The 11,746-nt window shown below is 68.4% G+C and carries 13 protein-coding genes and 1 pseudogene; 2 read left to right on the top strand and 12 right to left on the bottom strand.

What is annotated here, in order from left to right; translation table 11 throughout:
- From RTM68_RS07380 to RTM68_RS07355, 6 genes and pseudogenes are all read right to left on the bottom strand, one after another.
- Window positions 1-241, bottom strand: a pseudogene (locus RTM68_RS07380) (hypothetical protein); the annotation flags it as partial.
- Window positions 238-744 (bottom strand): ribosomal protein S18-alanine N-acetyltransferase, encoded by a 507-nt coding sequence (gene rimI, locus RTM68_RS07375; RefSeq protein WP_312169667.1) that lies wholly within the window; start codon window positions 742-744, stop codon window positions 238-240. The pseudogene RTM68_RS07380 and the gene rimI, both read right to left, overlap by 4 nt.
- Complete coding sequence (gene tsaB / locus RTM68_RS07370) at window positions 741-1,364, bottom strand: tRNA (adenosine(37)-N6)-threonylcarbamoyltransferase complex dimerization subunit type 1 TsaB (RefSeq protein WP_312169666.1); 624 nt, start codon at window positions 1,362-1,364, stop codon at window positions 741-743. The genes rimI and tsaB overlap by 4 nt, the downstream gene beginning before the upstream one ends.
- Before the next feature lie 20 nt (window positions 1,365-1,384).
- A complete protein-coding gene (gene tsaE, locus RTM68_RS07365) occupies window positions 1,385-1,882 on the bottom strand; it encodes a tRNA (adenosine(37)-N6)-threonylcarbamoyltransferase complex ATPase subunit type 1 TsaE (protein WP_312169664.1) in 498 nt (165 codons plus the stop codon).
- Complete coding sequence (gene alr, locus RTM68_RS07360; RefSeq protein WP_312169662.1) at window positions 1,879-2,985, bottom strand: alanine racemase; 1,107 nt, start codon at window positions 2,983-2,985, stop codon at window positions 1,879-1,881. Before alr ends, tsaE begins: the two co-directional genes overlap by 4 nt.
- Window positions 2,982-3,341, bottom strand: coding sequence for a holo-ACP synthase (locus tag RTM68_RS07355; protein ID WP_312169660.1), 360 nt, complete (start codon window positions 3,339-3,341; stop codon window positions 2,982-2,984). The genes alr and RTM68_RS07355 overlap by 4 nt, the downstream gene beginning before the upstream one ends.
- Before the next feature lie 374 nt (window positions 3,342-3,715).
- Here RTM68_RS07355 and RTM68_RS07350 point away from each other — a divergent pair, with 374 nt between their 5' ends.
- Window positions 3,716-4,546: a DUF559 domain-containing protein gene (locus tag RTM68_RS07350; protein ID WP_312169658.1), complete on the top strand. Its 831-nt coding sequence runs from the start codon at window positions 3,716-3,718 to the stop codon at window positions 4,544-4,546.
- Between the two features lie 111 nt (window positions 4,547-4,657).
- Here RTM68_RS07350 and glmS read toward each other — a convergent pair whose 3' ends face one another.
- The gene (glmS, locus tag RTM68_RS07345; protein WP_312169657.1) at window positions 4,658-6,505 is read right to left on the bottom strand and encodes a glutamine--fructose-6-phosphate transaminase (isomerizing); all 1,848 of its coding nucleotides are present in this window, start codon (window positions 6,503-6,505) and stop codon (window positions 4,658-4,660) included.
- Between the two features lie 53 nt (window positions 6,506-6,558).
- Entirely contained in the window at window positions 6,559-7,503 is a 945-nt protein-coding gene (gene coaA, locus RTM68_RS07340) for a type I pantothenate kinase (protein WP_312169655.1), read from the bottom strand.
- 36 nt (window positions 7,504-7,539) lie between these two features.
- On the opposite strand from coaA, the gene RTM68_RS07335 reads away from it, so the two are divergent.
- Complete coding sequence (locus tag RTM68_RS07335) at window positions 7,540-8,478, top strand: Ppx/GppA family phosphatase (protein ID WP_312169653.1); 939 nt, start codon at window positions 7,540-7,542, stop codon at window positions 8,476-8,478.
- A gap of 128 nt (window positions 8,479-8,606) precedes the next feature.
- Here the strand turns inward: RTM68_RS07335 and glmM are convergent, their stop codons facing one another.
- The 4 genes from glmM to RTM68_RS07315 all read right to left on the bottom strand — a co-directional run.
- Window positions 8,607-9,965, bottom strand: coding sequence for a phosphoglucosamine mutase (glmM, locus tag RTM68_RS07330; protein WP_312169651.1), 1,359 nt, complete (start codon window positions 9,963-9,965; stop codon window positions 8,607-8,609).
- A gap of 14 nt (window positions 9,966-9,979) precedes the next feature.
- Window positions 9,980-10,465 (bottom strand): 30S ribosomal protein S9, encoded by a 486-nt coding sequence (rpsI, locus tag RTM68_RS07325; protein WP_312169649.1) that lies wholly within the window; start codon window positions 10,463-10,465, stop codon window positions 9,980-9,982.
- Between the two features lie 27 nt (window positions 10,466-10,492).
- The gene (gene rplM, locus RTM68_RS07320; protein WP_167946044.1) at window positions 10,493-10,939 is read right to left on the bottom strand and encodes a 50S ribosomal protein L13; all 447 of its coding nucleotides are present in this window, start codon (window positions 10,937-10,939) and stop codon (window positions 10,493-10,495) included.
- Window positions 10,940-11,116: 177 nt separating this feature from the next.
- Window positions 11,117-11,746 (bottom strand): endonuclease/exonuclease/phosphatase family protein (locus RTM68_RS07315; RefSeq protein ID WP_312169646.1); only part of this gene is annotated, 630 nt, incomplete at its 5' end.

Raw genomic sequence — 11,746 nt, 5'->3', positions numbered from 1 at the left:
GGGCATGGGACATCGTCACGAGGGCGCCCGGCACGCCGGCCTCGGCGAGCGCCGCGTCGATCGAGGGCTGCAGCGCCTCGAGGTGGGCGCGCGCCGCGACCTCGGGCACCACCCCGCCGTAGCGCGAGTGCTCGTCCATGCTCGACGCGATCGTGTTCGAGAGCAGGGTGCGTCCTCGCACGATGCCGATCCCGGTCTCGTCGCAGCTCGTCTCGATGCCCAGCACGAGTGGCTCAGTCATGCGCTCGCCTCCTTCGCGGCATCCGAATCGCTCGTGCGCTGCTCGGCGGCACGCGAGTGCTGCAGTGCGAGGCGCATCACGACCGCATCGATGTCATCCGGCTGGTAGTAGCGCGGACGACGTCCGATCTCCTCGAATCCTTCGGAGCGGTAGAGCCCCTCGGCCGTCGGGTTGTCGGCACGCACCTCGAGGAACACCTCGCGCGCGCCACGCTCTGCCGCAGCGGAGAGCAGCGCCCGCAGCAGCGCCCGCCCCCGACCCGCGCCGCGATACTCCGCGTCCAGGGCGATCGTCTGGATGTCGGCATCCGATCCGCCCTCCAGCGCACGCACTCCGCCGTAGCCGACGATCGTGCCCTCGTGCTCGTCGACCAGGTAGCGACCGTGCGGGCTCGCGAGTTCGAGCGCCATGGCCTGCGGGCTCCACGCGTCGGTCGGGAAGGATCGATGCTCTATCGCCATGATGGCGTCGAGGTCGTCAGGGGTGGCGGCGCGAAGGGTCACAGTCCCACCTTCTTCGGGGCGCCGGGCATGGTGACGTCGGGCTGACGCAGGTACAGCGGCTCGGAGTCGGCCAGCGTACGTCCGGCCGCGAGCCCCCGCGCGCCCACCCGGGCGAGATCGGCGGCCGAGAGCGTGTCGACATCGATGCGTCGGATGCCGTCGAGGTGTGCGTCCGCATCGGCTCGCGGCACGAGAACGGTCTCTGCGACGACCGCCGGGATTCCGTCCGCGTCGGTGCCGGCGAAGACGGTGATCGCGACCTCGCGGCGCCGCGCGTCGGTGACGATCGCGAACGCGCCGTCGATCCGATCGTGCTCGATCGCGGTCAGCGCCGCGGCGTGATGGCTCGGCACGGGTACGACGGGGATGCCGCGTCCCAGCGCGAACGCGCGAGCCGCAGCGATGCCGATGCGCAATCCGGTGAACGGTCCCGGTCCCATGCCCGAGACGACGTGGTCGATGGGCCCCTCGCCCGCGTCGACGAGCGCGCGTGCGAGCAGGTCGCCGATCACCTCGGCGTGCCCGAGCGGATCGACGGCGGATGCCTGAGAACGGAGCGTGCCGTCGGCATCGATGAGCGAGACGGCGGTGCCCAGAGAGGTGTCGACGGCGAGGATCACCTCTCCAGGGTAGTCGGGGTTCACCCCGTGTTCGCCGAGCGTCCCTCTGCGGTGATGGTCACGTGACGCGGAGCATCCGCATCGAGTTCCGACGGGTCGAGGTCGTCGCCCCCGCCCACGGGGCGTTCGAGTTCGATGTCCCACCACCGTTCGGCGAGGTCCTCGGCCATGCCGCGCCCCCACTCGATCACCACGACCGACCGTGCGAGGTCGAGATCGAGGTCGTCGAGCTCGGCTCCCGAACCGAGGCGGTAGGCGTCGACGTGCACCAGCGGCGCACGACCGACGAGTGAGGGATGAGTCCGCGCGATCACGAACGTCGGGCTCTGCACCGGGCCGCGCACCCCGAGCCCCTCGGAGAGCCCGCGGGTGAACGTGGTCTTCCCCGCCCCCAGCGGACCCGTCAGGATCAGCAGGTCCCCTGCCTCGAGCTGCTCGCCGATACGGAAGCCGAGCTGCTCCATGGCAGCCGACGTCTCGATCTCATGCCTGCCGAGGAATGCGGGATCCACGCTCATGCCGATCTCCGGGGCACTCGTGCGCCGATGCGCGTGACGATCTCGTAGTTGATGGTCGATGCGACGTTCGCCCACTCGGCGGCGGAAGGAACGCCGAGAGTCGGATCCCCGAACAACACGACCTCGTCGCCGATCGACACCGCAGTGTCGCCCACATCGACGACGAACTGGTCCATCGCGATGCGGCCGACATTCGTGTGGCGGCGTCCGGCGATCGAGACGGGCAGCCGGCCCGAGGCCTGACGCGGAACACCGTCGGCGTAGCCGAAGGGAACCAGCACGAGCGTGGTGTCGTGCGGAGTCCGGTGGTCGTAGCCGTACGAGATGCCGGCGCCGGCGGGCACCCGACGGACTGCGGCGACCGCGCCTCGCAGCGTCATGGCAGGTCGCAGGCCGAGCTCTGCCGACGAGCGGTCGTCGAACGGCGAGAGACCGTAGATCCCCACGCCGATGCGGACCGCGTCCAGCCGCATCTCGGGAAGGTCGATGGCCGCGGCGGTGGCGGCGATGTGACGGAGCTCGGGGTGGATGCCGAAGGACGCCGCCAGAGCGACGCCCTCTTCGAACCTCGCGAGCGCCTCTCGGTCGTCCTGGGGTGAGGTGTTCGAGAGATGGCTGAACAGTCCGATGATGCGCAGGCGTCCGATGCGCTCGAGTCGGGCGGCTTCGGCGAGCACGCGCCGCCAGTCGGCCGGAGCGATGCCGTTGCGCGACAGCCCGGTCTCCAACTTGAGGTGCACGCCGACCGGACGATCGACGGTCGCGGCGGCGCCCGCGGCCTCGAGCTGGTCGAACGAGGAGATGCCGACCTCGATGGCGTTCTCCGCGGCCTGCTCGAACCTCTCACCGGGCGCGTGCAGCCACGCGAGGATCGGCGCCGTGATGCCCTGACGGCGCAGTTCGAGCGCCTCGGGGATCTCCGCGACACCGAGCCGCGTCGCACCCCCGGCGAGAGCCGCGACGGCGGCGGCAGCGGCGCCGTGCCCGTAGGCGTTCGCTTTCACCACCGCGATGACCTGCACTCCGGTCAGGCGTCGGAAGTGGCGGACGTTGTCGCTGATGGCGTCGAGGTCGATGCGCGCCTCGCGGAACGGAACGGTCACAGCGGCTCTCCTTCGGCGACGACGAATGCGGCGGCGAGCCCCGCGTCGTGGGTGAGGGTCAGGTGCAGGCGGGTGATCCCTCGCTCGGCGACGACCCCGGATGTGGTCCCCGAGAGCACGAAATAGGGGCGGCCCGATGCTTCCGAGGCGATCTCGATCTCGATCCAGTGCACGCCGTCCGAGCCGCCGAGCGTCTTGATCAGCGCCTCTTTCGCGGCGTAGCGCGCGGCGAGTGACGCAAGCCGCAGCCCCCGCTCCCCCGGCGCGAAGAGACGCTCCAGAAGGCGCGGCGTGCGCTCGAGGGTCCGCTCGAACCGCGGGATGTCCACGAGGTCGATGCCGGTCCCGATGATCACCAGTTCAGCCTAGTCGCGGCATCCGTCCCTTCTGCCCCGGCCCCTGCCCGGGCCCTTGCCTCTCGCCCTCGCCGGGAGGCCCGCATGGCTGACACTTCCCCGCTTGGCTGCCCATCCGCCCCGCTCGCTCCGCCAGGCGCGGGATCATCAGCCAGCCGAGCACGGGCGCCGTCACCCCGGTCGTGCCCCCACGGCCGGTTGGCTGACCGTTTCCCAGCTGGCTGTCTCCTCCCCCGCGCAGAAGCCGCCCATCGGGGAATCGTCAGCCATCCGGCCGGCACGACTCCTCCTGCACGGCCCGGCCACCGAGGTGATCGATCCACACTCACTGGAATCCCCTCAGTCGATGCACACGAACAGGAGAGGATCGGCGGATGCCCACGCCACTGGCCCTCGTCGAACTGCACGGCGGAATCACCCGCGGATCACTGCTCGCGTCGTTCGGATGCACGCGCAAGGACCTGTCGAACGCGGTCCGTCGCGGTGAACTGATCAGGATCCGCACCGGAGTCTTCGCGACGCCGTCGTGCGCATCGGAGGTCTGCACGGCTGCTCTTCACGGAGGCGCGTTGACCTGCGCGGGCGCGCTGCGCCTGCACGGCGTCTGGGTTCTCGAAGACGACGCGCACCCGCATGTCTGGTTGGGCCACGCCGGTCGCACGCATCCACATCCCGACTGCGTCTGCATCGAGCACTATCGCTCAGGAGTGATGCGAGTGGGGCTGGCTCCGGTCGAGGCGGCGCTGGTGCACTCGTTCGGCTGTCACGGTGACGAGTTCTTCTTCGCCGCGTTCGAGTCCGCCTGGGCGCAACGCCTGATCGGAGCAGCCGCGCGGCGTCGCATCCGCGCGGCCCTTCCTGCGGGCGCTCGATGGCTGGTCGACCTCGCACGCCACGATGCGGACAGCGGCCTCGAATCGATCCTCCGGCTTCGGTTGCATCTCCTCGGCATCCACGTCCTGACGCAGGTCCTCATCGAAGGGGTCGGCCGGGTCGATTTCGTCCTCGAAGGGCGCCTCATCCTCGAGGCCGACGGCAAGGGCAACCATGATGGCGCGTCAGAACGTCATCGCGACCTGGGGCGGGATGCCGCAGCATCGCGACTCGGGTTCGAGACGCTCCGCTTCGACTACGCCATGATCATCCACGACTGGAACGAGGTGATCGCCGCCATCGTGGGCGCTTTGGGGCGCGCAAAGCTCTGAACCGTATGGCTGACCGTTGCCCGCATGGCTGACGCAGGTCGGCACTCGCGTCAGCCATGCGGGAATCAGTCAGCCATTCGGCGGGAATCACCCCGCCAGTCGGCAGGAGCCTTACTCGACCGTGACGGACTTCGCGAGGTTGCGAGGCTGGTCGACGTCGAGTCCCTTGGCGGTGGCGAGAGCCATCGCGAAGATCTGCAGCGGCACCACGGTGAGCAGCGGCTCGAACATCGCTCCGGCCAGCGGGATGCGGATGACCTCGTCGGCGAACGGCAGCACGGCGGCGTCGCCCTCTTCGGCGACCACGATCACTCGGGCACCGCGGGCGCGGATCTCCTGGATGTTCGAGACGACCTTCGAGTGCACGAGCGCCGAGTGACGCGGCGAAGGCACGAGCACGAAGACCGGCTGTCCGGGCTCGATCAGGGCGATCGGCCCGTGCTTGAGCTCACCGGCGGCGAAGCCCTCGGCGTGGATGTACGAGATCTCCTTGAGCTTCAGCGCGCCCTCGAGCGCGATCGGGAAGCCGACGTGGCGACCGAGGAACAGCACCGAGCGGGTGTCGGCCATCCAGCCGGCCAGCTGTGTGACGTGCTCCTGCTCGCTCTCGAGCACCTTGGCGATCTTCTCGGGAAGCGCGACCAACTCGGCGACATCGACGGATGCGTCCTGCACGGCGCCGCGGACGCGGCCCATGTGCAGACCGAGAAGCAGCAGCGCGGTGATCTGCGCCGAGAACGCCTTGGTCGAGGCCACGGCGACCTCGGGACCGGCGTGCGTGTAGACGACGGCATCCGACTCGCGCGGGATCGTGGCGCCCTGCGTGTTGCAGATCGAGAGCGTGCGTGCCCCGCGCTCGCGCGCGTACTTCACGGCCATCAGAGTGTCCATCGTCTCGCCCGACTGGCTGATCGAGACGACGAGCGTGTCGGCGCCGATCACAGGGTCGCGATAGCGGAACTCGTGTGCGAGCTCCACGTCGACCGGGATGCGCGCCCACTGCTCGATCGCGTACTTGCCGACGAGTGCCGAGTACGCGGCGGTGCCGCACGCAGTGATGATGATGCGGTTGATGCCGAGGAAGAGCTCGTCCAGACCGTCGAGCTCGGGGATCACGACCTGATCACCCTGGATCCGACCGCGCAGGGTGTTGGCGACCGCCTCGGGCTGCTCGGCGACCTCCTTGGCCATGAAGCTGGACCATCCGCCCTTCTCGGCGGCCCCGGCGTCCCACGAGACCTCGAACGGCTCTGCGTCGACCGGCGTGCCCGCGAAGTCGGTGACGGTCACCGCGTCGGGGGTGATCGAGACGATCTGGTCCTGTCCGATGGCGAGCGCCTTGCGCGTGTGCTCGACGAAGGCCGCGACGTCGGAGCCGAGGAAGTTCTCGCCCTCGCCGAGTCCGATCACGAGCGGCGAGTTTCGGCGAGCGCCGACGACGAGTCCCGGGTGATCCTGGTGCAGCGCGAGGAGCGTGAAGGCACCTTCGAGGCGGTTGACCACGTTGCGGAAGGCGAGCTGCAGATCTCCTCCGTTGTCGCGGTACTCGCGACCGAGGAGGGCCGCCGCGACCTCGGTGTCGGTCTCGCTGCGGAACACGACGCCGTCAGCGAGCAGCTCGTCGCGCAGCGCCGAGAAGTTCTCGATGATCCCGTTGTGGATCAGCGCCAGCCGGTCATCGTCGGCCAGATGGGGGTGGGCGTTGACATCGGTCGGCCCGCCGTGAGTCGCCCAGCGCGTGTGCCCGATGCCGGTGTTGCCGTCGGCGAGTGCCGAATCGGCGAGTGAGTCACGCAGCGCGGCGAGCTTGCCGGCCTTCTTGCGCATACCCAGCGAGCCGTCGCCGTCGATGACGGCGACACCCGCGGAGTCGTAGCCGCGGTACTCGAGACGGGCGAGGCCCGCGAGCAGGATGTCCTGGCTGGGCCGAGGGCCCACGTATCCGACGATTCCACACATGTCGACAAGAGTAAGCGCGGATATTTGCGAAGGTTCCGAACGAATCCGTCGGGTCAGAGCTTACGCAGCAGCACGCTCTCGACGCTGTGGTCGACGCCCTTGTTGAGCACCAGTCGGGCTCGATGCTTGGTCGGCATCACGTTCTCGACGAGATTCGGCATGTTGATCTCGTTCCAGTAGCCGAGGGCGGTGGTGATCGCCTCCTCATCGGTGAGGTGCGCGAAGACGTTGAAGTACGACGACGGGTTGGAGAAGGCCCCCTCCCGCAGCGCGAGGAACCGATCGACGTACCACTTCTCGATGTGCGCGGTGCCGGCATCGACGAAGATCGAGAAATCGAAGAGGTCGCTCACGGCGACGTCGTTCGGCGCGGGCGGCGGCTGCAGCACGTTGAGGCCCTCGACGATCACGACATCGGGACGACGCACCACCACGTGCGCATCCGGGACGATGTCGTACCGCATGTGCGAATAGAAGGGCGCCCGCACCTCGGCGGCTCCGCTCTTGACCTCGGTCAGGAACTCGATCAGGGCGCGACGGTCGTAGGACTCCGGGAATCCTTTGCGGTCCATGAGTCCGCGCCGTTCGAGCTCGGCGTTGGAGTGCAGGAATCCGTCAGTCGTGACGAGTTCGACCCGGGGCGTGCCGGGCCAGCGGCTCATGAGCTCGCGCAGCAGTCGCGCGATCGTCGACTTGCCCACCGCGACGGATCCCGCCACGCCGACCACGAACGGAGTGGTCGTGTCGTCCTCCTGCAGGAACGAGCTCGTCGCTGCGCCGAGACGCTTCGTGGCCGTCGCATAGAGGCTGAGCAGCCGACTGAGGGGCAGGTAGACCTCGCGCACCTCGGTGAGGTCGAGACGATCTCCGATGCCCCGGAGCTCGACGACCTCGGTCTCTGTGAGCGGCTGATCGAGTCCCGCGGCGAGCCGCGCCCATTCGTCACGGCCGATCTCCCGGTACGGCGACAGGGGCAGCGTGGAGTCGGCGGTGGTCACGGATACATCGTAACGGGGCGGCGGTAGTGTCTATCCGTGCGCCTCGGAGTTCTCGACATCGGTTCCAACACCGTCCATATGCTCGCCGCCGACGTCCGCCCCGGTGGTCGACCCCTGGCGACGACGAGCGACCGCAGCGTACTGCGGCTGATGCGCTATCTCACCGACGACGGATCGATCTCCGAAGAGGGCGTGCGCGCACTCGAGGCCGCCGTCGCGCAGGCCCGTCGCGTCGCCGAGGAGGAGCGGGTCGATGCGCTGCTCGCGACGGCGACCAGCGCGGTGCGTGATGCCAGGAACGGCGCCGAGGTCATCGCGCGCATCGAGGCCGCACTCGGCCAGCCATTGCAGGTGCTCGACGGCGAGACCGAGGCCGAGCTCACCTTCCTCGCCGTGCGCCGATGGTTCGGGTGGTCGGCCGGCCAGCTGCTTCTTCTCGACATCGGCGGGGGATCGCTCGAGATCGCCGCGGGCGGCGACGAGCTGCCGGATGCTGCGGCTTCCGTCCCTCTGGGCGCCGGCCGGATGACGGTGCAGTTCCTTCCGAACGACCCTCCCGGCGAAGACGACGTGGACCGTCTGCGAGCACACGCGAGGTCGACGCTCGCCGACGTCCTGCCGCGGTTCGGTGACCTGCCCCGCCCCGATCACGTCGTCGGGTCGTCCAAGGCGATCCGCTCTCTCGCCCGACTGGCGGGCTATCCGATGCCCGGCTGGTCGGGCATTCAGCGCATGGTGCTGCCGCGCGAGGCTCTCGGATCGTGGATCCCCCGCCTCGCCCGTATCCCGGCATCCGCTCGCCAGGAGCTGCCGGGAATCACCGCCGACCGCGCGTTCCAGATCGTCGCGGCCGCCGTCTCGCTGCACACGGCCATGACCGCCCTGAAGGTCGACGAGCTCGAGGTCTCACCGTGGGCGCTGCGCGAGGGAGTGCTGCTCCGCTACATCGAGCAGCTCGGACAGCCACGGGGCTGATCCCGCAGGAGCGGGCGCCGGTGACGCGCGCCGCCGCCGATGACGCAGAAAGCTCCCGTTCACCGCCCTGCTCTCCAGCGGCAACGCGCGGAGAGAAGGACGGCAGACGGGAGCGTTCAGGAACTGCGTCAGAGGGCGAGGCGCTCGCGCACCACGTCGACCAGACGGTCGGCGTAGGTCTGCACGGAATCGGCATCCGCGGCTTCGACCATCACCCGCACGAGCGGCTCGGTACCGGACTTGCGCAGCAGCACGCGACCGGTGTCGCCGAGCTCCGCTTCGACGGCACGCACCGCATCCTGCACGACAGGATCGGCGTCGACCGCATCCTTGTCGACGTCGCGGACGTTGATGAGCACCTGCGGGTACACGGTCATGACACTCGCGAGCTCGGCGATCGTCTTGTTCTGACGAGCCATCTCGGCGACGAGGTGCAACCCCGTGAGCAGTCCGTCCCCCGTGGTGGCGAACTCGCTCATGATCACGTGACCGGACTGCTCGCCGCCGAGGGCATAGCCGCCCTCGTTCATGTCCTCGAGCACGTAGCGATCTCCCACGGCTGTCTGCCGCACGGTGATCCCCTGCTCGCGCATCGCGACGTGCAGACCGAGGTTGCTCATGACGGTGGCGACGAGCGTGTCGTCGGTGAGGTGTCCGCGCTCTTTCATCGAGACCGCGAGGATCGCCATGATCTGGTCGCCGTCGATGACGTTGCCCTGAGCGTCGACCGCGAGGCAGCGATCCGCGTCGCCATCGTGCGCGATGCCGATGTCGGCGCCGAGACGCACGACCGCCTCAGCCAGGTTGTCGAGGTGCGTCGAACCGACGCCGTCGTTGATGTTCCATCCGTCGGGGTCCGCACCGATCACGGTCACATCGGCCCCCGCATCGCGGAAGGTCTCGGGAGACACGCCGGATGCCGCGCCGTGGGCGCAGTCGAGCACGACCTTGATGCCGTTGAGACGGTTGGGCAGCGATCCGAGCAGATGCACGACGTAGCGATCCTCTGCATCGGAGAACCGGATGATCCGGCCCACTCCTGCACCGGTCGGGCGCAGCTTCTCGCCCGCCATCGCCTCTTCGATGCGCTGCTCGACGATGTCGGGAAGCTTGACCCCGCCGCGTGCGAAGATCTTGATCCCGTTGTCGGGCGCCGCGTTGTGCGAGGCCGAGATCATGACGCCGAAGTCGGCGTCACGGTCGGAGACGAGGAAGGCGAGCGCCGGAGTCGGGATGACCCCGGCCTCGAGCACGTCGACTCCCGACGATGCCAGACCGGCCGAGACGGCAGCCGTGAGGAAATGACCGGAGACGCGCGGGTCTCGTGCCACGACTGCGGTGAGTCTCTTGCCCTCGGCCTTGCGAGCCTCCGCAGTACGGCCCTGGCCCAGGACGACAGCAGTCGCCTGGGCCAGGGTGAGCGCCAGGTCGGCGGTGAGGATGCCGTTGGCAAGTCCTCGCACGCCGTCCGTGCCAAAGATCGGCATCGGAGCAGTGGACCTTAACGCTTGGAGTACTGAGGCGCCTTGCGGGCCTTCTTGAGTCCAGCCTTCTTGCGCTCCTTGACGCGAGCGTCACGGGAGAGGAAGCCGGCCTTCTTCAGGGTCGCGCGGTTGTTCTCCTCGTCGATGCCGTTGAGCGAACGAGCGATTCCGAGACGCAGCGCGCCGGCCTGACCCGAGGGGCCACCACCGGAGATGCGCGCGATGACGTCGTAGCCACCCGCGAGGTTCAGGATGGTGAACGGGTCGTTGATCAGCTGCTGGTGCAGCTTGTTCGGGAAGTAGTCCTCGAGCGTGCGGCCGTTGACCGTGATCGTTCCCGAGCCGGGGACGAGACGCACGCGGGCGATGGCCTGCTTGCGACGGCCGACAGCGGCACCCGGAACGCTCAGCACGGGGCGGGGAGCCGCCTCGACTGCTTCGGTCTCGGGAGTCGACGTCGAGAAGTTCTGGGGGTTTTCGGTGGTGTCCTGGATGTCAGCCACGAGTATGTCCTTTAAGTCTTACGGCGCTTACTGGGCGACCTGGTCGAGGGTGTACGTCTGCGGCTGCTGCGCGGCGTGCGGGTGCTCGGCACCGACGTACACCTTGAGCTTCGACAGCTGCTGACGGCCCAGGCTGTTCTTGGGGAGCATGCCACGGATGGCCTTCTCGACAGCGCGGACGGGGTTCTTCTCGAGGAGCTCGGCGTAGGTGACCGACTTCAGGCCGCCCGGGTAACCCGAGTGACGGTAAGCCAGCTTCTTCTGGAGCTTCTGACCCGTGAGCGCGACCTTGTCGGCGTTCACGATGATGACGAAGTCACCCGAGTCGATGTGGTTGGCGAAGGTGGGCTTGTGCTTGCCACGCAGGAGCGTAGCGGCGTGCGAAGCCAGGCGGCCGAGAACGACGTCAGTGGCGTCGATGACGACCCAGTCACGCTGGACCTCGCCGGCCTTCGGGGTGTAAGTGCGCGTCACGATAGTGCTGCTTTCTTGTTCGAACGGAGAAGTTCGTGAATCCCACTCCGGGGTGGTTCTTCCCTACAGGGATGAACACGCCAGTGGAGGGCTCACGTTCGTGGCACTCGGCAGTCGAGTACCAAAGAGACAGCTTACGTCATGCAGGGCACGAACCCCAAACCGGACGGATGCCCCTCAGTCGAACCGCGTCGTCACCAGGATCGGGCGATGATCGCTCAGGCCCTGCGGGAGGGTCGTGACCCTCTGGATCTCGAAGCCGACCGAGGTCGCGAAGTCGTAGTGCCCGCGGAACACCCGGTACCGCGTATAGGTGTGATCATCGCTCATGGTGAGGGCGTAGCCGTGCTCACGGACCGTCTTGCCGAGGTTCTCCTTGAAGACCGGGTAGTTGTAGTCCCCCACCATCAGCTGGGGCAGCCCTTCGCCGAGTGTCGCGAGCTCGGTGAGCGCGGCGCGGATCTGATGCCGCCGCAGCGAGTTGAGCGCGGTCAGGGGCGCGGCATGGAACGAGGCGGCGATGAAATCCCGGCCCGTGTCGATGTCTCGAAGGCGCGCGCCGAGCACACGCTCGTGCGCGGGCTTGGCGATGCGATCATGCAGCGACTTCTTCAGTCCGATCGTGCGGACATCCTGCAGATGGAACTCGCTCTCCCGGTAGAACAGGGCGAGGCCGAGGCGGTTCCCCTGGGTCGCGTCGGCGAGCACGAGGTCGCCGACGCGGTCGGGCAGATCGGCGACATCGCATTCCTGCAGGCACAGGATGTCGGGATCGTGCGCGTCGACGAGTGCCGCGAGCTCGCTCGC

Source organism: Microbacterium sp. (assembly GCF_031988965.1).
Lineage (GTDB): Bacteria > Actinomycetota > Actinomycetes > Actinomycetales > Microbacteriaceae > Microbacterium.
This window is presented reverse-complemented; position numbering and strand designations above follow the sequence as displayed.